This window comes from Streptomyces angustmyceticus (assembly GCF_040701845.1).
Lineage (GTDB): Bacteria > Actinomycetota > Actinomycetes > Streptomycetales > Streptomycetaceae > Streptomyces > Streptomyces angustmyceticus_A.
Map to the genome: position 1 here is coordinate 20,416 of NZ_JBFBHQ010000040.1, position 23,163 is coordinate 43,578.

Annotated in this window: 21 protein-coding genes and 1 pseudogene; 13 read left to right on the forward strand and 9 right to left on the reverse strand. The window is 71.3% G+C overall.

Features of this window, described 5'->3' with window-relative positions; genetic code table 11:
* Positions 1–3: 3 nt before the first annotated feature.
* Complete coding sequence (locus tag AB0411_RS36670) at positions 4–1,401, reverse strand: DUF6421 family protein (protein WP_366421565.1); 1,398 nt, start codon at positions 1,399–1,401, stop codon at positions 4–6.
* 506 nt (positions 1,402–1,907) lie between these two features.
* Here AB0411_RS36670 and AB0411_RS36675 point away from each other — a divergent pair.
* From AB0411_RS36675 to AB0411_RS36690, 4 genes are all read left to right on the forward strand, one after another.
* Positions 1,908–2,591, forward strand: a complete 684-nt coding sequence (locus tag AB0411_RS36675) for a glycerophosphodiester phosphodiesterase (RefSeq protein WP_366421566.1) — start codon at positions 1,908–1,910, stop codon at positions 2,589–2,591.
* Between the two features lie 165 nt (positions 2,592–2,756).
* Entirely contained in the window at positions 2,757–3,638 is an 882-nt protein-coding gene (locus AB0411_RS36680; RefSeq protein WP_366421567.1) for an ABC transporter substrate-binding protein, read from the forward strand.
* 14 nt (positions 3,639–3,652) lie between these two features.
* The gene (locus AB0411_RS36685; RefSeq protein WP_366421568.1) at positions 3,653–4,537 is read left to right on the forward strand and encodes an amino acid ABC transporter permease; all 885 of its coding nucleotides are present in this window, start codon (positions 3,653–3,655) and stop codon (positions 4,535–4,537) included.
* A complete protein-coding gene (locus AB0411_RS36690) occupies positions 4,534–5,346 on the forward strand; it encodes an amino acid ABC transporter ATP-binding protein (RefSeq protein ID WP_366421569.1) in 813 nt (270 codons plus the stop codon). Before AB0411_RS36685 ends, AB0411_RS36690 begins: the two co-directional genes overlap by 4 nt.
* Before the next feature lie 27 nt (positions 5,347–5,373).
* On the opposite strand, the gene AB0411_RS36695 is transcribed toward AB0411_RS36690, so the two are convergent.
* A complete protein-coding gene (locus AB0411_RS36695; protein ID WP_366421570.1) occupies positions 5,374–5,937 on the reverse strand; it encodes a GNAT family N-acetyltransferase in 564 nt (187 codons plus the stop codon).
* 141 nt (positions 5,938–6,078) lie between these two features.
* Here AB0411_RS36695 and AB0411_RS36700 point away from each other — a divergent pair, with 141 nt between their 5' ends.
* The 5 genes from AB0411_RS36700 (at position 6,079) to AB0411_RS36720 (ending at position 9,809) form a co-directional block, all read left to right on the forward strand.
* Positions 6,079–6,465, forward strand: a complete 387-nt coding sequence (locus tag AB0411_RS36700; protein WP_366421571.1) for a VOC family protein — start codon at positions 6,079–6,081, stop codon at positions 6,463–6,465.
* A gap of 123 nt (positions 6,466–6,588) precedes the next feature.
* The gene (locus AB0411_RS36705) at positions 6,589–7,215 is read left to right on the forward strand and encodes a DUF5134 domain-containing protein (protein WP_366421572.1); all 627 of its coding nucleotides are present in this window, start codon (positions 6,589–6,591) and stop codon (positions 7,213–7,215) included.
* Between the two features lie 172 nt (positions 7,216–7,387).
* Complete coding sequence (locus AB0411_RS36710) at positions 7,388–8,323, forward strand: M56 family metallopeptidase (RefSeq protein WP_366421573.1); 936 nt, start codon at positions 7,388–7,390, stop codon at positions 8,321–8,323.
* A gap of 47 nt (positions 8,324–8,370) precedes the next feature.
* Positions 8,371–9,114 (forward strand): phosphatase PAP2 family protein, encoded by a 744-nt coding sequence (locus tag AB0411_RS36715; protein ID WP_366421574.1) that lies wholly within the window; start codon positions 8,371–8,373, stop codon positions 9,112–9,114.
* Positions 9,111–9,809 (forward strand): HAD family hydrolase, encoded by a 699-nt coding sequence (locus tag AB0411_RS36720; protein WP_366421575.1) that lies wholly within the window; start codon positions 9,111–9,113, stop codon positions 9,807–9,809. The genes AB0411_RS36715 and AB0411_RS36720 overlap by 4 nt, the downstream gene beginning before the upstream one ends.
* Before the next feature lie 14 nt (positions 9,810–9,823).
* Here the strand turns inward: AB0411_RS36720 and AB0411_RS36725 are convergent, their stop codons facing one another.
* Both AB0411_RS36725 and AB0411_RS36730 read right to left on the reverse strand, forming a co-directional pair.
* On the reverse strand, positions 9,824–10,222 hold the full coding sequence (locus AB0411_RS36725) for a VOC family protein (protein WP_366421576.1): 399 nt from the start codon (positions 10,220–10,222) through the stop codon (positions 9,824–9,826).
* 195 nt (positions 10,223–10,417) lie between these two features.
* Complete coding sequence (locus AB0411_RS36730) at positions 10,418–12,637, reverse strand: NADP-dependent isocitrate dehydrogenase (RefSeq protein ID WP_366421577.1); 2,220 nt, start codon at positions 12,635–12,637, stop codon at positions 10,418–10,420.
* A 312-nt stretch (positions 12,638–12,949) separates the two neighbouring features.
* Between AB0411_RS36730 and AB0411_RS36735 the strand changes: the two genes are divergently transcribed.
* Positions 12,950–13,294, forward strand: coding sequence for an SDR family oxidoreductase (locus AB0411_RS36735; RefSeq protein WP_403151068.1), 345 nt, complete (start codon positions 12,950–12,952; stop codon positions 13,292–13,294).
* Between the two features lie 85 nt (positions 13,295–13,379).
* Here the strand turns inward: AB0411_RS36735 and AB0411_RS36740 are convergent, their stop codons facing one another.
* Together AB0411_RS36740 and AB0411_RS36745 are read right to left on the reverse strand one after the other, a co-directional pair.
* The gene (locus tag AB0411_RS36740) at positions 13,380–13,949 is read right to left on the reverse strand and encodes a hypothetical protein (protein ID WP_366421578.1); all 570 of its coding nucleotides are present in this window, start codon (positions 13,947–13,949) and stop codon (positions 13,380–13,382) included.
* A 126-nt stretch (positions 13,950–14,075) separates the two neighbouring features.
* Positions 14,076–14,918 (reverse strand): DUF3761 domain-containing protein, encoded by an 843-nt coding sequence (locus AB0411_RS36745; protein ID WP_366421579.1) that lies wholly within the window; start codon positions 14,916–14,918, stop codon positions 14,076–14,078.
* Positions 14,919–15,958: 1,040 nt separating this feature from the next.
* Here AB0411_RS36745 and AB0411_RS36750 point away from each other — a divergent pair.
* On the forward strand, positions 15,959–16,900 hold the full coding sequence (locus AB0411_RS36750) for a hypothetical protein (RefSeq protein WP_366421580.1): 942 nt from the start codon (positions 15,959–15,961) through the stop codon (positions 16,898–16,900).
* 72 nt (positions 16,901–16,972) lie between these two features.
* A complete protein-coding gene (locus AB0411_RS36755; protein WP_366421581.1) occupies positions 16,973–18,505 on the forward strand; it encodes an amino acid permease in 1,533 nt (510 codons plus the stop codon).
* 87 nt (positions 18,506–18,592) lie between these two features.
* Here the strand turns inward: AB0411_RS36755 and AB0411_RS36760 are convergent, their stop codons facing one another.
* From AB0411_RS36760 to AB0411_RS36770, 3 genes are all read right to left on the reverse strand, one after another.
* Entirely contained in the window at positions 18,593–19,477 is an 885-nt protein-coding gene (locus AB0411_RS36760; RefSeq protein ID WP_366421582.1) for a SigB/SigF/SigG family RNA polymerase sigma factor, read from the reverse strand.
* A 299-nt stretch (positions 19,478–19,776) separates the two neighbouring features.
* Positions 19,777–20,571 (reverse strand): hypothetical protein, encoded by a 795-nt coding sequence (locus AB0411_RS36765; RefSeq protein WP_366421583.1) that lies wholly within the window; start codon positions 20,569–20,571, stop codon positions 19,777–19,779.
* 512 nt (positions 20,572–21,083) lie between these two features.
* Positions 21,084–22,133, reverse strand: coding sequence for a hypothetical protein (locus tag AB0411_RS36770; protein WP_366421584.1), 1,050 nt, complete (start codon positions 22,131–22,133; stop codon positions 21,084–21,086).
* A 658-nt stretch (positions 22,134–22,791) separates the two neighbouring features.
* Here AB0411_RS36770 and AB0411_RS36775 point away from each other — a divergent pair.
* Positions 22,792–23,163, forward strand: a pseudogene (locus AB0411_RS36775) (hypothetical protein); the annotation flags it as partial.

The following is a 23,163-nucleotide window of genomic DNA, read 5'->3' on the forward strand; positions in this document are numbered from 1 at the left end:
TCGTCATGCCGCCGCCAATTCATCGCTGTGGGCCGTGATGCCCTTGGTGGATGCGATCACGGCGCGCAGCTTCTTGGCGAGCGCCTCGTAGAACATGCTCAGGGGGAATTCGTCGGGGAGCACGTCGTCCACGAGCTTGCGCGGCGGCTGGTCGAGGTCGAGGGCGTCGGGTCCCTTGGCCCAGACCGAGCCCGGGTGCGGTGCCAGGTAGGTCGAGACGAGGTCGTACGCGGCGAACCAGTGGACCAGCTTGGGCCGGTCGATACCGTCGCGGTAGAGCTTCTCGATCTCGCCGCACAGCTGGTTGGTGACCTTGGGCGCGCGCTCCCAGTCGATGTGCAGTGTGTTGTCCGTCCAGCGTACGACGTCGTGCTTGTGGAGGTACGCGAAGAGCAGCTGTCCGCCCAGGCCGTCGTAGTTGCGGACCCGGTCGCCGGTGACCGGGAAGCGGAACATCCGGTCGAAGATCACGGCGAACTGCACATCACGCGCCTGGGTGTACCCCTCGGCCTCCAGCTTCACGGCCTCCTTGAAGGCGGTGAGGTCGCAGCGCAGCTCCTCCAGGCCGTACATCCAGAACGGCTGGCGCTGCTTGATCATGAACGGGTCGAAGGGCAGGTCGCCGTGGCTGTGGGTGCGGTCGTGCACCATGTCCCACAGGACGAACGCCTCCTGGCAGCGCTCCTGGTCGCCGAGCATCTCGCGGATGTCCTCGGGGAGTTCGACGCCGAGCGTCTCGATGGCGGCCTCGCTCACCCGGCGGAAGCGGGCGGCCTCGCGGTCGCAGAAGATCCCGCCCCAGGTGAACCGCTCGGGGGCCTCGCGCACGGCGATGGTCTCCGGGAAGAGCACGGCGGAGTTGGTGTCGTAGCCGGCCGTGAAGTCCTCGAAGGCGATGCCGCAGAAGAGGGGGTTGTCGTAGCGGGTGCGCTCCAGCTCGGCCAGCCAGTCCGGCCAGACCATGCGCAGGACGACGGCCTCGAAGTTGCGGTCCGGGTTGCCGTTCTGGGTGTACATGGGGAACAGCACGAGGTGCTGGAGGCCGTCGGCACGCTGCCGGGCGGGCTGGAAGGCGAGCAGGGAGTCCAGGAAGTCCGGCACGCCGAAGCCGCTGTCGGCCCAGCGGCGCAGGTCGGCGACGAGCGCGTCGTGGTAGGCGGCGTTGTGCGGCAGCAGCGGGGCGAGCTCGCCGAGGGCCGCTATCACGCGGTCGACCTCCGTACGGACGGCCTCGGCGCGCGGGGCGCCGTCCGCCGCCAGGTCGATCGAACCGTCCTTGGACTGCCAGGGGCGGAGGGTCTCGACCGCCTCCTTGAGCACGGGCCACGCCGGGTGCTCGACCACGCTCCCTGCGGTCGTGGTGGCCCCACGGACACCCACAGGCGAAAGAATTTCCGTCATGACTGCCCTCCGGCGATAGATCGTGTTGTCAGAACACGGTAACCAGCCGAGGATCGCCCACTCAAGTGGCGCTGCTGAAAATTATTCTGCCCACCCCCGCCGCTCGCGCCTGTTTTTCCTGCCGTCAGCACCAAGGGCGGGACTTCCTGCCAGTAATGCCAAGGGTTTCGGCGGTTTCTCCGGGTCCGCGCCGGGCAGCAAACCTCCGGAACGTGTGGCATATGCCATAGCCGCCGCGCGGGGCGGACGCCGGGCCCGCGGCGGCCGACCTGCCGTCCCGGGCGCCGTCAGCGCCACGAGGACTCGCCCACGCGAGGGTGAGACGGTCTGAAGCCGGATATGGCGGGTACCCGTACTGGACACACCGCGGTCCGGTCCGGCAGCCCGTTTTCCGCCGGTCGGTCCCGTTAGGCTGTGCGCCATTTCGTAGCGCCCTTGCCGACGCCCGACGGTCGGCACGTGGACAGAGCCGACACCAGCACCGAGCCGACAGAAGCGAGGCAGCCTTGTCCTTTCTCACCATCGGACACCGCGGGATGATGGGCGTGGAGCCGGAGAACACCCTGCGGTCCTTCGTGCGCGCCGAGCACGAGGGCCTCGATGTCATCGAACTCGACCTGCACCTGAGCAAGGACGGCGCGCTCGTGGTGATGCACGACGCGGATGTGGACCGCACCACCGACGGCGCCGGCCCGATCGCCGAGCGCACCCTCGCCGAGCTCCGCGAACTCGACGCCGGGCGGGGCGAGCGGATCCCCGTCTTCGAGGAGGTCGTGGAAGCGGTCAGGGCGCCGCTGCAGGCCGAGATCAAGGACGTGGCGGCCGCGCAGGCGCTGGCCGAGGTGATGCGGTCGCGCGATCTGGTCGGCCGGGTCGACGTGATCTCCTTCCACGACGAGGCGCTGGCGGCGATCCGGACCCTGCTGCCCGGCGTGCGCACCGCGCTGGTCGGCAGCAGGTACGGCGCGGACGTGGTCGACCGGGCGCAGGCCGTCGGCGCGACGATGCTCTCCTTGAACATCCGCCGGCTCACCCTGGAACTGGTCGAGCGGGCACATGCCGCGCATCTGAAGGTCGTGGGCTGGACCGTCAACACCCACGATCAGCTGCGCCTCGCGCGGGGCTTCGGGCTGGACGGTGTGGTGACCGACCAGCCGGAGATCCGGCGGGCGGTCCGCTTCACGGCGTGAGGCGGCACCGGACGAGCTGAGCCGGGTGGGGCGTGCCGACTCCTCGGGCCCCACCCCTGCCGGCGGGGAAACGTGCACGTCACAGCGCCGCAATGTGATTCCAGCATGCGGACGTTTCCCCCGGTGATCTCGACAGACTGCCTCGCGCACTGCCACTCTCCCGCCATGCGCCTCGCCAACCGCCCCCTCGGACTTGCCGCTTGCGCCACCGTCGCGCTGCTCACCGCGGCCGTCGGCTGTGCCCCGCAGGACGCGTCGCCCGGCGGCCCGGGCGCCGCCGGGCCGCGACAACAGAGCTGTGACCGCGGCAGATTGGCCACCGTGGCGGACGGCAAACTCACCGTCGGCACCGACAAGCCCGCCTACGCGCCCTGGTTCCATGACGACGACCCGGCCAGTGGCAAGGGCTTCGAATCGGCCGTCGCCTACGCCGTCGCCCGCCGGCTGGGCTACGGCAAGGGCGCGGTGGACTGGCGGACCGTGCCGTTCAACAACGCCTTCGCGCCCGGCGCGAAGAAGTTCGACTTCGACATCAACCAGATCTCCATCAGCCCCGCCCGCAAGCGGGCCGTCGCCTTCTCCTCCGGCTACTACGACGTGCGCCAGGCCGTCGTCGCCCTCAAGGGCTCTCCCGCGGCCAAGGCCAGGAGCGTCGCCGACCTGCGGCGCCTCAAGCTCGGCGCGCAGGTCGGCAGCACCAGCCTGGACGTCGTCGAGGACACCGTCCGGCCGGCGCAGCGCCCCGCCGTGTTCCAGAAGAACGACTTCGCCAAGTCCGCGCTGAAGAACGGCCAGGTCGACGCGATCCTGACCGACCTGCCGACGGCCTTCTACATCACCTCGGCCGAGGTGAAGAACGCCGAGGTGGTCGGGCAGTTCGCGGATACCGGCGCCGCCCACGAGCAGTTCGGCCTGGTCCTGGACAGGGAGAGCCGGCTCACCCGGTGTGTGACGGCCGCGGTCGACGCGCTGCGCAAGGACGGTACCCTCGCCGCGCTGGAGAAGAAGTGGCTGACCGACGCCGTGTCCGTCCCGGTGCTCAAGTGACGTACGGAGAAGGTGTGTCGAAACTCCGGACGGCACGGGACGGGGCCGACGACGGGTACGTGCCCTCGCAGCGGCGGATCGAGCGGGAGCGCTTCCGGCGAGCCAGGACCCGGCGCGCCACCGCCGTCGCCGCGCTGAGCACCCTGGTCACCGCCGCCGTCCTCTACCTCGTGATCACCCGCTCCCCCGGCTGGCCGCGTACCCGGGAGACGTTCTTCAGCGCCGAGTACGCCGCCAAGGCGCTGCCGGAGGTGCTGGACGGGCTGCTGCTGAACCTGCGGCTGCTGGTGGTGTGCGGGGCGGCGGTGCTGGTGCTCGGGCTGCTGCTGGCGGTGGCCCGGACGCTGCGCGGCCCGGTGTTCTTCCCGCTGCGCGCCCTGGCCACCGCCTACACCGACTTCTTCCGCGGACTGCCGCTGATCATCTGTCTGCTGATGGTGGTCTTCGGGGTGCCGGCGCTGCGGCTGCAGGGCGTGACCACCGACCCCGTGCTGCTCGGCGGCTCCGCGCTGGTGCTGACGTACTCGGCCTATGTCGCCGAGGTCTTCCGGGCGGGCATCGAATCGGTGCACCCCTCGCAGCGGGCCGCGGCCCGGTCGCTGGGCCTGACCAGCGGACAGACGCTGCGCTTCGTGGTGCTGCCGCAGGCGGTGCGGCGGGTGGTGCCGCCGCTGCTGAACGACCTGGTCTCGCTGCAGAAGGACACCGGTCTGGTGTCGATCGCGGGGGCGGTGGACGCGGTCTACGCGGCCCAGATCATCGCCGGCAAGGACTTCAACTTCACGCCGTACGTCGTGGCCGGGCTCGTCTTCGTGGCGCTCACCATCCCCATGACGCGGTGCACGGACTGGGTGACGGCCCGTATGGACCGCCGGCGCGCCCAGGGAGGACTGGTATGAGCACCACGGACGACACCCCGCGCCCGGCCGGCGACAAGGCAGGCGAGGCGGCGCCCGCCGGCGGCCCGGTGCTGCGGCTGGAGTCCGTGCGCAAGTCGTACGGACGCGGCACGGTCGTGCTGCGGGACGTGGATCTGGCGGTCGCGCCGCACACCGTGACGGCGCTGATCGGCGCCTCGGGGTCGGGCAAGTCCACGCTGCTGCGCTGCGCGAACCTGCTGGAGGAGATCGACGACGGCGCGATCTTCCTGGACGGCGCGGAGATCACCGATCCGCGGGCCGACGTGGACGCGGTGCGCCGCCGGATCGGCGTCGTCTTCCAGGCCTACAACCTCTTCCCGCACATGACCGTGCTGGACAACATCACCCTGGCGCCCCGCCGGGTGCACGGGGTGCCGCGCGCCGAAGCGGAGGCGCGGGCCCACGAACTGCTGGAGCGGCTCGGGCTCGGCGGGCGGTCCGGGGAGTACCCCGACCGGCTGAGCGGGGGCCAGCAGCAGCGGGTGGCGATCGTCCGGGCGCTGGCCGGGCGGCCCCGGCTGCTGCTGCTCGACGAGATCACCGCGGCGCTCGACCCCGAGCTGGTCGGCGAGGTGCTGGGCGTGGTCCGCGACCTCAAGGAGGAGGGCATGACCATGGTCATCGCCACGCACGAGATGGGCTTCGCCCGGGAGGTCGCCGACCAGGTGTGCTTCCTGGACGGCGGGGTGGTGGTGGAACGCGGCACGCCCGAGCGGGTCTTCGGGGACCCGCGGCAGGACCGCACCCGGCAGTTCCTGCGGCGGATCATCGAGGCGGGACGGCTCTGAGCATCCGGGCGGGACGGCGCCGAGCGGTCAGGAGGCGACCGGCCGGCCCGTCGCCTCCTGGCCGAGCGGCTTGACCAGCAGCTCGAACTCCAGGTCGGCGCGCTGCGGGATGCCGAACCGCTCGTCGCCGTACGGGAACGGGGTGAGCTGCCCGGTCCGCCGGTAGCCGCGGCGCTCGTACCAGGCGATCAGCTCGTCGCGCTGCCGGATGACGGTCATCCGCATCTCGCGGGCGCCCCAGAGGTCCCGGGCGGTCCGCTCGGCCTCCGCGATGATCACCTTGCCGAGGCCGCCGCCCTGGAGCTGCGGGCGCACCGCGAACATCCCGAAGTACACATGGTCCCCGCGGTGTTCGAGCTGGCAGCAGGCGATCAGGGCGCCGTCCCGCTCGGCGACGAGCAGCCGGCCGGACTCGGCCCGCACCACGGCGGCGACACCGTCCGGGTCGGTGCGCTGCCCCTCCAGCAGGTCGGCCTCCGTCGTCCAGCCTGCCCGGCTCGCGTCGCCCCGGTACGCCGACTCGATGAGGTCGACGAGACCGGGGATGTCGGCGTCGTGGGCGGTACGGAAGGTCAGCTCGCCGGTGGGCATGGTGCGCACAGTCCTCTCAGGGCCGGACAAAGGGCTGTACGGAGGCTAACAAGCGGCATGTGCGGCGTGTCAGGGCCGTTCGGCACGGACTTTCGGCGTCGGTGGCCCGGGGGCGCGCGGGGGACGGCGTAGGGTCCTGGCATGGTGCACGTACTGAGCAGCAGGGTGCTGGTGCGGCCGTCCGACCCCGAGCGGTCGCGGGCGTTCTACGGCACGGCGCTGGGGCTGGAGATCTACCGGGAATTCGGTACCGGACCCGAGCGCGGCACGGTCTACTTCCTCGGCGGCGGCTTCCTGGAGGTCTCCGGCCGCGCCGCGGTCCCGGCCACCGAGACCCTCCAGCTGTGGCTCCAGGTGGCCGACGCGGCAGCGGCGCACGAGGAGCTCCTGGCGCACGGGGTGGAGGTGCTGCGGCCGCCCGTCCAGGAGCCGTGGGGGCTCATCGAGATGTGGATCGCCGATCCGGACGGCCACCGGATCGTGCTGACGGAGGTTCCGGCGGATCACCCGCTGCGCTACCGGCCCTGAGGGACCTCCCGGCGCACCCGCTCACGCTCCCCCTGCGTGCGTCCGTGCGCTCCCGTGTGCCGGGCGCCGGGCGGGCATTCTGCACCCGATCCGTGCGGCAGGCGGTACTCGGGGAGGTGCGCCGTGCACGAACCGGTGTGGGTCGGCTGGCTGCTGGTGCTGTTGTGCGCCGGGGCCGCCGCGTACTGCCTCGTCCGGGCGCGGACCGGTCCGGCGGCGCACCGGGGCGAAGCCCGCGGCGAAGGGCTGATGGCGCTGGGCATGGCGGCGATGGCGCTGCCCGCGTCCGCGGTGACGCCCCCTCAGTGGTCGCCCTGGGTGTTCACCGCGGTCTACGCGACGGCCGGAGCGTGGGCGCTGGCGCGGCGGCATCTGCACCACGCGGTGGGCACGTTCGCCATGGCGTACATGGCGTCGGCGATGGCCGTGCCGGCAGACCTCACGGGCCCGGCGGGCACCGTGGGCCCGCCGGGGCCGGCGGCTGCGCCGGGCGCGATGGGCGCGATGGGCGGGATGGAGCACGGCGGGCCGGGCGGAGTGCCACTGCTGACGGGCCTGTTGCTCGCCTACTACACGGTGTACGTGATCGCCGCCGGGGTCCGGCTGGGGCCGGCGGGCGCCCGGGCGGCGGACTCCGCGGCCGGCGGGACGGCGGCGGGCGCGCCGGCGGACGCCGGGCCGCCGGGGGTGCTGCGGGCCTGCCGGGTGGCGATGGGCATCGGCATGCTGGCGATGCTGCTGGCCCTGTGAGCTGCGCCGAAGCGCCTCCGTACGGCCTCCGTACGGCCTCCGTACGGCCTCCGTACGGCCTCCCGGCGGCGGGCGGCGGGTCCGGCGGCCCACACCCTTGACGCAGGTGGTATACGTCACATCCGCCTCGCGGCCGTACCAACGGGTAGTCGCCCGCTCATAGGCTGACGCCATGATGGTCCCTCTCGCGCTGATGGTTCTCGGCGTGCTGGCCGCGGCAATGGCGCCACGGCTGATGGCCCGTTCCGACTGGCCCGACCGGGAGCCGGTGCTCGCCCTGTGGGTGTGGCAGTGCGTGGTGGCCGGTGTCCTGCTGTGCTGTGTGCTCGCGATGTCGCTCAGCGCCTCGGCCGCCTGGGAGACCGTCCGCAGCCCGGTGTTCGGCTTCGCCCCCCGGGTGGTCGTCGAGGCGTACGCACTCAAGGGATACGGGCCGTGGGCCGGGGTGCTCGCGCTGCTCCTGGCGTGCGGCGGGGCCTGGACGGCCGTCGCGCTGACCCGCGAGGTACGGGCGGCGCGCGCCCGCCGCCGGCAGCGCCGGGCCGAACTCCTGCGCCGCGCACCGCTGTTGCCCGGCGAGGAGCCCCGCGCCGAGCGCCTGGTCGTCCTGGAGGGCGACCGCCCCGAGGCCTGGTGGCTGCCGCACTCCTCGCCCCAACTGGTCATCACCACCTCGGCGTTGCGGCGCCTGAAGGGTCGACAGCTCGATGCGCTGATCGCCCACGAGCAGGGCCACGCACGGGCCCGGCACGATCTCCTGCTGTACAGCGCCTCCGCGCTCGCCGTGGGCTTCCCGCAGATCCCGGTCTTCGCCGCGTTCCGCGACCAGGTGCACCGGCTGGTCGAGCTGGCCGCCGACGACGTGGCCTCGCGCCGCTTCGGCCGGCTGACGATCGCCCTGGCCCTGGTCGAACTGAACGAGGACCGCGGGGTGTTCGGCCCCTGCCCGACCCAACTCGCACAGGTCCCCCAGCGGGTGGACCGGCTGCTGTCCCCCGCGCCCCGGTTCACCCCCGGCCGCCGGCTCCGGATGACGGCGGTGGCGACACTGGTACCGGCCGTCCCCCTGCTGGTCGCCTTCATCCCGGGCCTGCGCGCACTGACATAGGGCGTGGCCCCTCGCGAGGAGCGCCGGTCATCGGCGAGGATCGTCCCATGCCCTCGACGCCGCTCCCCACCACCCGTACGTCCGCCGAGGAAGACCACAGCCGGCGGGCATCCGCCCCTCTCCTCCCCGCCCTCCCCTGCGCCCTGCTGTGCACGCTCCTCTTCGGCGTGCTGCTCGCCCTCGTCGTGCTGCGGTGGGGCCCCTTGATGTCCCTCGACGCCTCCTTGGCGAGCACCTTGCACCGGACGGCCGTCGCCGAGCCCGGCTGGACCCGCCTCAACCGGGTGCTCACCGACTGGGTGTGGGACCCGTGGACGATGCGCGCGGTGCTCGTGGCGGCGGTCTGTCTGCTCGTACGGCGGGGGGAGCGCCGGCTCGCCCTGTGGGTGGCGGCCACCGCGCTCCTCGGGACGGGGCTGCAGCAGGCGGTCAAGGCCCTGGTCGGCAGGGACCGCCCCGTCTGGCCGGACCCGGTGGCCTTCGCCCACTACACGGCGTTCCCCTCCGGGCATGCGCTGTCCGCGCTGGTGGCGGGAGCCCTGGTCCTGTGGCTGCTGCGGCGGACCGGGGCGCGGCCGCTGTGGCACTGGACGGCCCGGACGGTGGCCGGGCTCTCGATCCTCGGTGTCGGCTTCACCCGGGTCTTCCTGGGCGTGCACTGGCTGTCGGATGTCGTCGGGGGCTGGCTGCTGGGCGGGGCCCTGGTGGCCGGATCGGCCGCGGTCCACGGTTTCCTGGCGTCCCGGCCGTATTGGCCCGGCACCGCACGGCGGGCAGGATGGCGCTCATGACGGTGATCGAGGGTGTGCTGTTCGACTTCTCCGGAACCCTGCTGCGGATCGAGTCCGCCGAGTCATGGCTGCGTGCGGCGCTGACCGCGTCCGGCACGGACATGGACGAAGCCGAGCTCGTCCGGTCGGCGGCCGCACTCGAGCGCGCCGGCGCGCTGCCCGGCGGCTCCACGCCCGTCGAGCTCCCCGCCGCCCTGGCCGGGCTGTGGGAGATCCGGGACCGCGACGCCGGCCACCACCGGGCGCTGTACACCGGGCTGGCCCGCCAGGTCCCGCTCCCCGATCCGGGCCTGTACGACGCGCTCTACGAACGTTCCCGGGCGGCGGAGGCCTGGCAGCCCTACCCCGACGCCGCCGAGGTGCTCGCGGAGCTGCACCGGCGCGGCATCCGTATCGGCGTCCTCAGCAACATCGGCTGGGATCTGCGGCCGGTGCTGCGCGCCCACGGCCTGGCCGGCCATGTCGATCGCTGTGTGCTGTCCTACGAGCACGGCCTGCAGAAGCCGGACCCCCGGCTCTTCGCCCTCGGCTGCCGGGAGCTGGGGCTCGACCCGGCCGCCGTCCTGATGGTCGGCGACGACCGCAGGGCGGACGGCGGCGCCACGGCGGTCGGCTGCTCCTTCCTTCCGGTGGACCCGCTTCCGGTGGACCGGCGCCCGGACGGACTGCGGCCGGTGCTGGACCTCGTGGGCTGAGGAGCCGCGGCGGATCAGACCGCTGCGCGCGGCCGCAGCCACTGCTGGAGCTCGACGATGTTCCCGTCGGGGTCCTTCAGGTGGGCGACCCGCATCCGGTCCGTCATCGGGGCCGGGCCGTGCACGAGGACGGCGCCGCGTCCGGTGAGCTCCGCGCAGCGGCCTTCGAGGTCGTCGACGCGCAGGACGACCAGGGACCGGTATCCGTCCGGCGCCGCCCCGAGCTCACCGAGCACCTCGGCCATCTGGGCTCGCTCCTGCAACGCGATACCCGCCGAGCCGTCGGCGCAGCTGAACTTGGCGTACGGGCCCTCGGGCGCCTCGAACTGCGGAGCGAGGCCCAGCACGTCCCGGTAGAAGCGGTAACAGCCACGGAAGTCCGTGACGAGCAGGCGGACTTGGGTGAGTTCCATCGGTGTACCCCCGTGAGTGATGGCCGGTCGCCGTGCGGGCCGACGCTACTCCTGCACAGGGCACCGCCCCACCGGCGCCGCGGCACACCCGCCCATGGGGCGAAGGCGCCACGGCTCCGCCGGCGCCCGGAAAAACGGAACCGCCCCGGCCGGCTGGGCGCCGGCCGGGGCGGAAGAGCCTTCCGCGCTCTCGCGTCAGCTGAGGGTCGCGAGGGCCTGGTTGAGGGTCGTCGACGGGCGCATGACCGCCGCGGCCTTGTCGACGGACGGCTGGAAGTAGCCGCCGATGTCGGCCGGCGAGCCCTGCACCGCGATCAGCTCGTCGACGATGGCCTGCTCGTGCTCGGTCAGCGTCTTGGCGAGAGCCGCGAACGCCTCCGCGAGCTGGGCGTCGTCGGTCTGCTTGGCCAGCTCCTGCGCCCAGTACAGCGCGAGGTAGAAGTGGCTGCCGCGGTTGTCGATGCCGCCGAGCTTGCGGCTGGGCGACTTGTTCTCGCTGAGGAAGGTGCCGGTGGCGCGGTCGAGGGTGTCGGCGAGCACCTGGGCGCGCGCGTTGCCCGTCTTCTGTGCGAGGTGCTCGAAGCTGACCGCGAGCGCCAGGAACTCACCCAGGCTGTCCCAGCGCAGGTAGTTCTCCTTGACCAGCTGCTGGACGTGCTTGGGCGCGGAGCCGCCGGCACCGGTCTCGAACAGCCCGCCGCCGTTCATCAGCGGGACGACCGACAGCATCTTGGCGCTGGTGCCCAGCTCCAGGATGGGGAACAGGTCGGTCAGGTAGTCGCGCAGCACGTTGCCGGTGACCGAGATGGTGTTCTCGCCGCGGCGGATGCGCTCCAGGGAGAACGTGATCGCGTCGACCGGCGCCATGATCTCGATCTGCAGGCCCTCGGTGTCGTGCTCGGGGAGGTGGGCCTTGACCTTCTCGATCAGCTGCGCGTCGTGCGCCCGGCCCTCGTCCAGCCAGAACACCGCCGGGTCGCCGGTCGCGCGGGCGCGGGTGACGGCGAGCTTGACCCAGTCGCGGATCGGCGCGTCCTTGGTCTGGCACATCCGGAAGATGTCGCCGGCGCCGACGACCTGCTCCAGGACGGCGTTGCCGCTCTCGTCGAGGACCCGCACGGTGCCCGTGGTCGGGATCTCGAAGGTCTTGTCGTGGCTGCCGTACTCCTCGGCCTTCTGCGCCATCAGGCCGACGTTCGGGACCGAACCCATCGTCGAGGGGTCGTAGGCGCCGTTCGCCCGGCAGTCCTCGATCACGGCCTGGTAGATGCCGGCGTAGCTGCTGTCGGGGATGACCGCGAGGGTGTCGGCCTCCGCGCCGTCCGGGCCCCACATGTGGCCGGAGGTGCGGATCATGGCCGGCATGGAGGCGTCGACGATGACGTCGCTCGGCACGTGCAGGTTGGAGATGCCCCGGTCGGAGTCGACCATGGCGAGCTCCGGGCCCTCGGCGAGCTCGGCGTCGAAGGACGCCTTGATCTCGGCGCCGTCGGCCAGCGACTCCAGGCCCTTGTAGATGCCGCCGAGGCCGTCGTTCGGGGTGAGGCCGGCCGCCGCGAGCGACTCGCCGTACTGGGCGAAGGTCTTCGGGAAGAAGGCGCGGACCACGTGGCCGAAGATGATCGGGTCGGAGACCTTCATCATCGTGGCCTTGAGGTGCACGGAGAACAGCACGCCCTCGGCCTTGGCCCGGGCGACCTGCGCCGTGAGGAACTCGCGCAGCGCGGCCACCCGCATCACGGAGGCGTCGACGACCTCGCCCGCGAGGACCGGTACCGACTCCCGCAGGACGGTGGTGGAGCCGTCGTCGCCCGAGAGCTCGATGCGCAGCGAGCCGTCCCGGTCGATGACCGCGGACTTCTCGGTGGAGCGGAAGTCGTCGACGCCCATGGTGGCGACGTTCGTCTTCGAGTCGGCCGACCAGGCACCCATGCGGTGCGGGTTGGCCTTGGCGTAGTTCTTGACCGACGCCGGCGCCCGGCGGTCGGAGTTGCCCTCGCGCAGGACCGGGTTCACGGCGCTGCCCTTGACCTTGTCGTAACGGGCGCGGATGTCGCGCTCCGCGTCGGTCTTCGGGTCGTCCGGGTAGGCCGGCAGCGCGTAGCCCTGCTCCTGCAGCTCGGCGATCGCGGCCTTGAGCTGCGGGATCGAGGCCGAGATGTTCGGCAGCTTGATGATGTTCGCGCCGGGAGTCTTGGCCAGCTGCCCGAGCTCGGCGAGGGCGTCGTCGATGCGCTGGCCCTCCTCCAGGTACTCGGGGAAGCTCGCGATGATGCGACCGGCCAGGGAGATGTCACGGGTCTCCACGCTGACGCCGGCCGTCGACGCGTATGCCTGGATCACAGGCAAGAACGAATACGTCGCCAGGGCCGGGGCCTCGTCAGTGTGGGTGTAGATGATGGTCGAGTCAGTCACCGGGTGCTCCGCTCCACGTCTGCAACATTGCTCGACATCAAGATATCTCGTGACCGGCCCCCTCTCGACAGGACCCCGCCCCGGGCAAAAGTGGAGGAACTAGTTCCGGACGGTCGAGAAGGGGGGAAATCGGCATGCGGTCCGGTGGGCGGGCGGCAGGGCGGCCGGTTTTCCGCGCGGAGGGATTGCCGGGCCCCCGCACCGAGCATGATCGATTCGGCGGACGCGCCGGTCCCGTGCGCATCCCCGCCCACCCCCGGTTCCCACGGGCCCGGCCCCCGTGCCGGCGACCGCCAGGAGGAGCACCCGCCCATGACCGCCACCGGCTACCTCGACGCGCTCTTCTCCCTCGCCGGACGGACCGCCCTGGTCACCGGCGGCAGCTCGGGCATCGGCCGGGCCATCGCCGGGGCCCTGGGACGCGCCGGCGCCGAGGTCGTGCTGCTGGCCCGGAACGAGGACCAACTGCGGTCCACCGCCCGGGTGTTGCAGGACGCGGGTACGACCGCCGACTGGATCGCTGCGGACCTGGGCGACCGGCACGCCCTCGCACCGGGCCGCGGCGGAGACGGCGCGGTGGCGTTCCTGGCCGGACCGGGGGCGGCGTACGTGACCGGTCAGACGCTGTTCGTGGACGGCGGCTTCTCGGTGACCTGACCACCGGGCGCGCCGCGGCCACGGCCCGCGGCGACGACGAAGGGCGCGGCCCCGTAAGGCGCCGTGCCCTGCGCCGTGCGGGCGGTCAGCCGACCTTCACCCACTCCTTGCAGCCGTTGGTCTTGAACGTCTCACCCTTGTTGACCGTGACGCGGGCCGGGCCCTGGGGCGTGTCGTTGGCGATGATGCTGTCCATCTCACCGCTGGAGTCCTTGGCGCGCTCCCAGTAGCACAGCGGGCTGTCGGAGGCATCCGGACCTGCGGTCTTGTACATGCCGGCGGCGATGTCCTCCCCCACGAGGTAGCTGCCCTCGCCGACCGTGATGTCCGGGCCCGTGGGCGCGTCCGCCTCCTTCGCGGGCTTCGCGGCACTCCTGGCCTTCTCCGCGGGCTTCGCCGCGCTCTTCGGCTTCACCGCCGCCGCCTTCGCGGTGACGGTGACCGTGACGGTGGGGGCGGGCTTCGCCACGGTCTTCTCGGCGCCGTCGCCGCCGCTGCCGACCGCGGTCCCGAGCCCGAAGACGATGCACGCACAGACCACGCCCACGGCGATCCTGAGTGCGGAGTGCTTCTTCTTCGGCGGCTGCGCGACCGGCGGCGGAGCGTAGGGATGGGGCTGCCGGCCGAACGGTGCGGGATGCTGCGAGTGAGACATGAACAATCCCCCTTGCATCTGTGATGGTGCTGTGAAGACCACTCATAGCCGTTGAAGGTTGTACGGTCGTGTGCCGCACCTGCCACGCACCTCCCCCGGCCCGTCTCCCCTGGTCGGGGCGACCGTTCAGGCCGGAAGACTCCGCAGCCAGACGGCGACCCCGTGGTGACGGCTGCAGGTGCCACGCCGATGCCGGCTGTAGCTGTACGTCCCGTCGTTGCATTGCGCGGAGGCACCCGCCGGAGCCTGCGCGCCGCCGCCCGTGGAACTGCTGCCGCCGCCGGAACCCGACCCTCCGGAGGAACCGGAACCTCCGGAGGAGGCCGACCCGCCGGAAGAACCACCGTCATCCGCACCGGAGCCGCCGGAGACCGCGGAGCCGCCCGAGGACGCGGAGCCGCCCGAGGAGGCCGACCCACCGGAGGCGGCGGAACCGCCGGCGCCGGTCGGCTCCTGCGTGGGCCCGGACGCGCCGTCGCCGCCCGTGGCCCCCGCCGCGTCGGGCTCGTCGCAGCTCTCCTCGGTCTTCACGACGGCGAACGTCAGCGTTTCGGTGTCCTGCATGACGGCCCCGGCGGCCGGCTCCTGTTCGCAGACCTGCCAGTTCCGGTCCCACACCTGCAGACGGTTCCGGGCGGACAGGTCGCGGCTCTTGAGCAGGTGGATGCCCTTGCGCTGGGCGGCGTCCTGCGCCTCCTGCAGGATCCGCCCGGTGTAGTCCGGCACCGTGATGGCGTCGTCCGGACCCTCGGAGGCCTCGGGCTCCTCGGTGGCGTCGGAGTCGTCGGGATCGGACGCGGCCGGGGACGTGGCGGCCGATGTCGCCGCGGACTTCGCGGCCGACGTGGTGGCCGGCTGCGTCTCGCCGTCACCGCCGCTCACCAGGTTGACGCACCCGCCGACGAGCAGCACGAAGACCGCGACGACCGCACAGCCGAGCCGCGCGTTCTTCTTTTCCTCCGGCGACATCGGCCGTTGGTTTCCCGGCATGACAGCCCCCTTCCTTGCGACTGCACACTCCCCTGCGTGCATGGCCCTGCCCACGGTCGCGAACCGCCGCCCGGCTGAAACCGGAGGGACACGTGGTGAAGCGTGAGGCGAGGTGAGCGCGAAAGCCGCCCGACGTCATGGGAGTTGACCCCATATCGCGGATACGCACCGTTCCCGCACGTACCTCCCGAGGCGTCCAGGACGGGAAGAGTACCGAGTGGTTGAACATCGAAAGAGATGAAGTGAAGAACCTGTGACGATGTCGTGACCGAAGTGCATGGGGCGAGACAGGAAGGGCAAGGCCGGGGCTCGTCGGCGTCAGGGCGCCGGACCGCTCGGCGCGAAAGCATTCGTCACCGCTCCCCGATCCGGAAGGACGGACGGACGACGAACGGCGGGCGCCCGCCACATCCTTCACCCACACCGCGAAGGTACGTACCAGGCCACAGGGGGAGCGCGTGCCACTACCGCACGCCGCCCAGGAAGCCACCTCGCACGACTTTTATCGCCGAAGGAATGTGCGCGGCCGCGCGTCAGTGAATAGTCTGCTTTCCCTAGTCGGCACTTCATGATCGAAGTTGACAGCCCGCTTGCGCAGCACATGTATCCCCACGTACAGGAGATTCCGGTGATTGCCCCTCACGGCCGAATCGGACTTCCGCCTGCGCACGCGACGACGCGGTACGGGCCGGATGATCCGGGAGCCACGGGCACCGCCCTCCGCCCCCACCGGAGTCCCGGCGGGCGCCTCACCCACGACGCCGGGCCGGTGCAGCCCCGCCCCGTCTCCCCTCCCTGCCGCCCCGACCGGCAACACCGTCGTCCCGCCCGTCGAGGGCGCCGGGCATCCGAGGCCTGCCGGCCCCCTGGCCGTCCGCCCGGCACGACGCACTCCCCCCTACGCCGGACTCCGCCGCGGCGGACGCCCCACCGGAGGCCTGAAAAGTGCCTGTTCACGCCCGCCCCGCGCCCGGTGAGGACCTGCTCCTGCCGCCCGAGAAGACTGTGACGGGGCGGCCGTGAGACGCCAACCGGCATTCGACCGGCATCCGGCACGGGACGACTCCCGACTGCGCTCCGTGGTGGAGGACGCCGCGATGGGCCGATGGGAGAGCGTGGGCGAACTGCTGACCGCGACCGGCGCCGACTGGGACCGCCGCATCTTCCGCCTCCAGGTACTCGCCCGCGCCGGGGCCCGGCTCACCTTCGCCGACACCTGGGCGCAGGCCGAACCCCGTTCCCCCCACGCCCTGGCCCTCCTCGCCACCGTCCGGGCGCTGCGCTCGATGGCCCGCCCCCGGGGGCAGGGCAGCAGTCCCGAGATGGAAGAGGCCTGGGAGACCTGCCACGCCGCCGGCGACGCCCTGCCGGCCGATCCCACGCCCTACGTCGTGATGCTGGCCCTGCTGCGCTTCCACTCCCCCGACCGCGACCCGCAGTGGCGGGAGACGGTGCACAGCGTCTGGCGGGAGGCCGAGGCGCGCGACCCGTGGAACAGGGAGGCCCACCACGAGCTCCTCACCTACATGTTCCCCGACTGGCACGGCGTGGCCGGCGAGATGTTCCACTGGGCGCAGGAGCGGTGCGCCCATGTGCCTCGCGGGATGCCGCTGCACACCCTGCCGCTGGTCGCGCTCGCCGAGTCGCACCGCATGCGGATGGAGAAGGAGGGCCACCGCTACGGCCTGACGGTCCATCCGTGGACCGACAACCCGTCGACGCAGCAGGCGTGGGTGAACTGGTGGACGTACCGGGCCCCTTCCAGGCCGCACGCCGCCTTCCACGAGGACGCCAACTACCTGGCCCACGCGATGTCCTTCGCGAACCAGCACCGCGCGGCGGCCGAGGTGTTCGACGCCATCGGCCCGTACGCGACGGATGTGCCGTGGAGTTACTGCGGAGACGCCCAGCAGCTCTTCGCCCGCCACCGGAAGTGGGCGGTCAAGGGGTCCGCGCCCTAGCGCCGCCCCGGGACCGCACGGACCGACGGTGTTCCGCAATCCGACGCGCCACCAAGAGGAGAGGCTCCAGCCATGCCATTGGACATACCAAGCGTCACGCAGACGGAGGAGGAACGCCTCGCCGAACTCGGTATCACCCAGACGTTGGACCGCTCGATGTCCGGGCGGCAGAACTTCGCGGTCTCCTTCACGATCATCAGCATCCTGTCCGGCTGCCTGACCATGTACGGGTTCGGCATGAACACCGGCGGGCCCGCCCTCATCATGTGGGGCTGGGTGCTCGTCGGCCTGATGACGTTGTTCGTCGGCCTGTCCATGGCCGAGGTCTGCTCCTCCTACCCGACCTCCGCCGGCCTCTACTTCTGGGCGCACAAGCTCGCCCCGCAGAAGTCCGCCCCGGCCTGGGCCTGGTTCACCGGCTGGTTCAACACGCTCGGCCAGGTGGCCGTCACCGCGGGCATCGACTTCGGCGCCGCGTCGTTCCTCAACGCCTACCTGAACCTGCAGTTCGGCTACGCCGCCACACCCGTCCACACGATCACGCTCTTCGGTGTGATCCTCCTGCTGCACGCCGTCGTGAACACCTTCCGCGTGCGTGTCGTCGGCTTCTTCAACACCGTCTCGGTGTGGTGGCACCTGATCGGCGTCGTGGTGATCGTCGGCGCCCTGCTGCTGATCCCCGACAAGCACCAGTCCCCCGGCTTCGTCTTCACCGAGTTCGTCAACAACACCGGCTGGGGCTCCGCGGTCTACGTCGCGCTCATCGGTCTCCTGATGGCGCAGTACACCTTCACCGGCTATGACGCCTCCGCCCATATGACCGAGGAGACGAAGAACGCCTCGGTCGAGGGGCCGAAGGGGATCGTGCGCTCGATCGTGGTGTCCTGGGCGGCCGGGTTCGTGCTGCTCTTCGGCCTGACCTTCGCCATCCAGTCGTACACCGGCGCCCTGAAGTCGGACACCGGGGTACCGCCGGCGCAGATCTTCCTGGACGCGCTCGGCGCGAGCACCGGCAAGCTGATGCTGCTGGTCATCATCGGCGCCCAGCTGTTCTGCGGGATGGCCTCGGTGACCGCCAACTCCCGCATGATCTACGCCTTCTCCCGCGACGGCGCCCTGCCGTTCTCCTCCGTCTGGCACAAGCTCCACCCGGGGACCCGCACCCCCACCAACGCCGTGTGGCTCGCCGCCGGCGGTGCGTTCGTCCTCGGTCTGCCGTACCTGTTCAACACCACCGCGTACGCCGCCGTCACCTCCATCGCGACGATCGGCCTCTACATCGCCTACGTGGTGCCCACCCTGCTGCGGCTGCGCCAGGGGGAGAACTTCCGGCGCGGCCCCTGGCACCTGGGCCGCTGGTCCAAGGCCGTGGGCCTGACCGCGGTCGGCTGGGTCGTGATCATCACGGTGCTGTTCATGCTGCCCCAGCAGAGCCCGGTGACCCTCGAGACGTTCAACTACGCCCCCATCACCGTGGGCGTGGTCCTGGTCTTCGCCGGCACCTGGTGGCTCGTCTCCGCCCGCAAGTGGTTCCTCAACCCCCAGCACCCGCGCAGCAACCCGGCACCCTCGCCGGTGCCGGGCCCGACGGCTTCTTCGCTGTAGGACCGCACCACGCCGCGCCACCCGAGAAGCCAGGTCGGACCCGGTCCGGCCTGGCTTCTCGGGTTTCGCACGCGACGCGACGTGGGCTCACGCCTCGGCGAGGAGGCCCTCGCGCAGGGTGGCGCACGCACGGGTGAGGAGGCGGGAGACGTGCATCTGGGACAGGCCCAGCTCCTTGCCTATCTCGGACTGCGTCATCTCCGCGCCGAATCGGAGTTCGAGGAGCGTGCGCTGACGCTCGTCGAGCTGCGCCATGAGCGGCTTGAGCGCCTGAAGGTTTTCCGCCAGGGCGAGCGCGGGGTCCTCGTTGCCGATCAGGTCGGCGATGAACCCGGTCCGCTGCTTGCCGCCGCCGGCTTCGATGGGCCGGTCAAGGGAGTCGGCGTCATAGCCGTTGCAGGCCACCAGCCCCTCGGCGACCTCCTCCTCCGCCAGCCCCAGATGGGCCGCATAGTCGGCGACGGACGGCTCGGGATTCCCGCGGCCCTCCATCTCCTCACGGGCACGCGCAAGATCCACCCGCAACTCCTGCAGCCGGCGCGGGACGTGCACCGACCAGGTGGTATCGCGGAAGAACCGCTTGATCTCCCCGGTGATGTACGGGATCGAGAAGGTGGTGAACTCGGTCTCCCGCGAGACGTCGAAGCGGTCGATGGCCTTGATCAGACCGATCGTGCCGACCTGCACGACGTCTTCCATCTCCTGCCCCCGGCTGCGGAAGCGGCGCGCGACGTAGCGCACCAGCGACAGGTTCATCTCGATGAGCGTGTTGCGCGCGTACTGGTACTCCGCCGTGCCCTCTTCAAGGGTCGCCATCCGCTCGAAGAACAGCTTCGACAGACGACGCGCATCCAGCGGGGCCACCCGCTGGGCCTTGTCCACCAGCGGCAAGGAAGGCCGTGCGGACTCGGGCGCCGCCTCCTCCTCCGCGCGGTTCACGGACGTGTGGACCTGCCTCGCTGCCGTCGCCATGGTGGCTGCTCCTCTCTGTTCCCCGTCACTGCGTCGCTCCGTCACCTACCCGTGTGCCTCACGCAAAACATTTTCCATGGGGAAACTATTTTCGCGAGGCAATCGTGGCGGGGATGCGGCGGCGACGAGCCCCCCACCGGCGGCGACGGAGCCCGGTCGCCGCCGGTGAACTGCTCGGCCGTTCCAGCCCCTCGTCGCAGCGGCCGGCGGGGAGGAACGCCGGCCGCTGCCGGACGGAGCGGGAGAGGAGGCGGCCCCGCCCGGCCTCGGCCCGGACGGCGAAGCGCCCCGCCCCTCCGCTACCCCGCTGCGGGCTGCCCGGCGGCTGGAGGAGCCGGCCGGCCGGGGTCGTTCGGTTCGGCACCGGGGTAGACATCCCGGTATATGGCGCGCGAAACGGCCTCTATCGTGTCGATCCCGTAATTCCACCCTTCCTCGGCCGGGCGGCCCTCGGGGACCCTGTTGTTCTCGGTGAGCACGACCAGCCCGGAGTTGTAGGCCTTCCCCGTGAGGGCGGCCAGGCTGTTCACCTTCCAGTCGCCCCTGTCGAAAGCGTCGACATCGGGATTCCGGCTGCGCTGCAGCCAGCCGTTCTTCACATGGATCAGGGAGTCGAGCGGCGCGCCGGCCGTCGCTCCCCAGCTCTGGGTGCTCCGGACGTGATGCATGAGGTCCAGCGCATAGGTCCGCGCCTTGCCGCCGAGGACCGAGTCGTCACTGCCCGAGAAGATGCGCAACAGCTTGGCCAGGTCGCCTGCCGTGACCTGGGTGAGGCCCCAGGAACCTTCCTTGTCGAGCACGGTGTTGCCCATGCCGGCCTTGTCGAGGAATTCCTGGATCCTGACCGGGTTCGGCTTCTTGGGGTCCTGCAGATCGGACAGCTCCTTCCAGAGGGTGGTGGTGGAGTCGTTGTCCGATTCGGTGATCATTTTGCGTGCGAGGGCGTCTTCCTTCGCGGTGAGGGTTCCGCCCTTCTGGTGGAGCAGGGCTCCGAGGATCACCGCCTTCACGGCGCTGGCCGAGTCGTACTGCTTTGACGCGTCCAGCGTGCAACGCGTGCCGGAGGGACGGTCGTAGAAGGACAGCGACGCCATGCTCTTTCGGCCGGCCAGCGCCTTGGATATGTGACGCGACAATGTGTCGGCCAGCGCTGTGTCCGTGGAGGTGCATTGCACCGCCGGCCCGGGTGTTGCGGCTTTCTGCCCGGCTGCGGCGGAAGGGGTGGCCGCCGCGACGGGCCCTGCGAGCGCTCCGGCTCCTATGGCCGCAGCGGTGACCGTGGAAACCCACCGCATATCTGATCACTGTCCTTTCGGGATGCCTGAAGCATCGGCTGGAGGGGGAGGGAGATGCCGCCGCCCGGGCCGTGGCGAGCGGGGCGACGGAACGGGCGGCAGGGGGTCGAGGCTACGCGGTGCCGATCACCGCGACCTTGCCGCCCCGGACGACCCTCGTACGCGGGGCAGTTCGTCGTGACGAGGTGTCAAGAACAGTCCAAGGGCTCGCCCCTCGCACTGATCGCCCGGCACCGGCCTGGGCTGGGCTCCTGCCTCAGGGACGGTGCCGGGCGTGGACCACCGGGCGGAGAGCGCCGGGCGGGTCTGCCTCAGCTCTCCTGATACTTGAAGTAGGTGACCGGCCTGCTGGACTGCGGGGACTGGACGAAGACCCGGGCGGGGATGGCGAACAGGCGCTCCTTGTTCGCGGCGCTGGACGCCGGGTCCCCGACACTGTCGACGACGATGTAGCCGACGTAGTACGCGCCGTCGCGCCGCCCCTGCAAGCTGCCCTTCTTGTCGCTCGGGAACTCGACCTCGGTCTGGTCGTCCACCTGCTGCATGTTCCGCTTGGTCGAGGTGGAGGAGTAGCTGTAGGTGAAGCTGAACTCGGGGCCGGCCTCTCCCCCGGCTCCTCCGTTCGCGGGCGTCGAGGTGACCTTGCCCGAGACCTTGCCGCCCACCGACCAGCCGGCCACGTCGCTCTTTTCGTCGGTGAGCTGCTGCGAGACCTTGTAGGTCTTCTTTCCTCCGCCCGCGATGCCCGTACTGGCCCCGGCCTTGGGGTACTTGGAGTCGGGTGCGGTGTCCAGCTTGCCGATGAACATGCACGGTGACGCCCCGGCGGTGTTCAGCGTCCCGTCGGAGCCGACGCGGCCCTCGCAGTAATTCGGGGCAGGGTTCCTCTGGCCGTCGGGCCAGATGTTGTCGTCAAGGGTGTTCTGGCGGGTCTCCGGCTCGGTGAGGGTGGTGTCCGCGATCTGCCGGGCGGCGTCCCCGAGAAACTTCTTGGTGTTCGGGTCGTCGGCGTACTTCTTCGCGGCCACCTTGGCGTCCGCGACCGCCTGCTGGGGGTCGTACTTCTGCATCACATCCGCCAGGTCGACGGACGTGATATTGCCCTTCTCGTCCCGGATGCCCTTCGGGTATCCCATGACGCTCTCTGCCGATTCGACGGGCGACCACTTCTCCATCGCCGCGAGAATGTCGGCCTCGGAACCGTACGTCTTCGTGTCGTCGATCGTCTGGCCGTCGGCGGCCACGGCCGGTGTCGCGGTGCCCACCAGGGGCGCCGCGACCAGCATGGCCGCGGCCAGTATGGCGGCTCTGCCGGCCGTGCGGCGGGCTGCCCGCCGCGGGACGGGAACGGAATTCATCATGGCGTTTTCTCCCTTACGGCCTGCAAGGTGGAGCCCCATGGCAACACCGGCAGCAACGGGGCCGGCCAGAAAAGCCCAGGAGGGCGATTGCGCCCGTCCTGCCCCCTGAATGTCCGCCATTGAAATCCAGCGGTGGGGCCTCGTCCAGGGCTTCTGGGAAACTCTTCGGTCGACCACGAGACGGCCGACGGCCCACCACGAGAACAACGGCCCGCACCCCGGGAAATTGCGACGATCGGCCACGAGATGACTCCGGAACCGAAAAGGTGAGAAGCATTCTCAGGATTCTTCGCTACGGTTTCCCGCCGTCCGGGATCCATGCGCGGGCCGATCGAAATGGGCCCCCTCGGACCCCTGGGCCGCTCGGCCTCGGTGGCCCAGGGGTGGGCTGCCGGGCGCCCTGGCGCCCGGCCACCCGGCCACCCCGCCCCCGGCCGCCCGGCCGAGACTTTGTGGTCACCGCCATCGGGGATGCACAAGGCGTCCAGGCCCGGGTAGAGGGAGTGGTGAGACCGCCTCTTAGATCGCCGAGGTGAACTGGAGAGGTCCGCCCTGCGGCAGTGAAGGGATGGGCACGCGACATCGCCACTTCGGTGGAGGCGCCCGCGGCGGACCACGCGTGCCCACCACATCGCACAGCCTTCGTCTGGAGCAGCTCATGACCTCACCGCACACTCCGGCGTCCGAACGGCCCCTCCTGCCACGCCAGTTGCCGCCTGCCACCGAACAGCAGGTGCCGGCCCGGCCGCGACGCCGCCGGATGCGCCGCCTGCTGACCGTCGCCACACTGCTCACGGCGGGCGCGTTGACGCTCTCCGCCTGCGGCGACGGACCCTCGGCAGGCACGGGCGACGACGGCAAGAACGGTGCGGGCGCCGACGCCGGCAACGCGTCCGCTGCCAAGATCCGGATTTCGTCGAAGGACGGCGCCACCCACGCCAGCATCAACGACACCGGTGTGAAGGTCACCGGTGGCAAGTTGACCGATGTGAAGCTCACCGAGGCCGACTCCGGCAAGGACGTCGCCGGT

Excerpts from the sequence above, each read along its gene's own strand:
- AB0411_RS36680 (WP_366421567.1), top strand. The coding sequence starts at position 2,757 with ATGCGCCTCGCCAACCGCCCCCTCGGACTTGCCGCTTGCGCCACCGTC.
- AB0411_RS36755 (WP_366421581.1), top strand. The coding sequence starts at position 16,973 with ATGCCATTGGACATACCAAGCGTCACGCAGACGGAGGAGGAACGCCTC.
- AB0411_RS36720 (WP_366421575.1), top strand. The coding sequence starts at position 9,111 with ATGACGGTGATCGAGGGTGTGCTGTTCGACTTCTCCGGAACCCTGCTG.
- AB0411_RS36760 (WP_366421582.1), bottom strand. The coding sequence starts at position 19,477 with ATGGCGACGGCAGCGAGGCAGGTCCACACGTCCGTGAACCGCGCGGAG.
- AB0411_RS36740 (WP_366421578.1), bottom strand. The coding sequence starts at position 13,949 with ATGTCTCACTCGCAGCATCCCGCACCGTTCGGCCGGCAGCCCCATCCC.
- AB0411_RS36725 (WP_366421576.1), bottom strand. The coding sequence starts at position 10,222 with ATGGAACTCACCCAAGTCCGCCTGCTCGTCACGGACTTCCGTGGCTGT.
- AB0411_RS36710 (WP_366421573.1), top strand. The coding sequence starts at position 7,388 with ATGATGGTCCCTCTCGCGCTGATGGTTCTCGGCGTGCTGGCCGCGGCA.
- AB0411_RS36670 (WP_366421565.1), bottom strand. The coding sequence starts at position 1,401 with ATGACGGAAATTCTTTCGCCTGTGGGTGTCCGTGGGGCCACCACGACC.
- AB0411_RS36745 (WP_366421579.1), bottom strand. The coding sequence starts at position 14,918 with ATGTCGCCGGAGGAAAAGAAGAACGCGCGGCTCGGCTGTGCGGTCGTC.
- AB0411_RS36770 (WP_366421584.1), bottom strand. The coding sequence starts at position 22,133 with ATGATGAATTCCGTTCCCGTCCCGCGGCGGGCAGCCCGCCGCACGGCC.
- AB0411_RS36735 (WP_403151068.1), top strand. The coding sequence starts at position 12,950 with ATGACCGCCACCGGCTACCTCGACGCGCTCTTCTCCCTCGCCGGACGG.
- AB0411_RS36695 (WP_366421570.1), bottom strand. The coding sequence starts at position 5,937 with ATGCCCACCGGCGAGCTGACCTTCCGTACCGCCCACGACGCCGACATC.
- AB0411_RS36765 (WP_366421583.1), bottom strand. The coding sequence starts at position 20,571 with ATGGCGTCGCTGTCCTTCTACGACCGTCCCTCCGGCACGCGTTGCACG.
- AB0411_RS36715 (WP_366421574.1), top strand. The coding sequence starts at position 8,371 with ATGCCCTCGACGCCGCTCCCCACCACCCGTACGTCCGCCGAGGAAGAC.
- AB0411_RS36700 (WP_366421571.1), top strand. The coding sequence starts at position 6,079 with ATGGTGCACGTACTGAGCAGCAGGGTGCTGGTGCGGCCGTCCGACCCC.
- AB0411_RS36690 (WP_366421569.1), top strand. The coding sequence starts at position 4,534 with ATGAGCACCACGGACGACACCCCGCGCCCGGCCGGCGACAAGGCAGGC.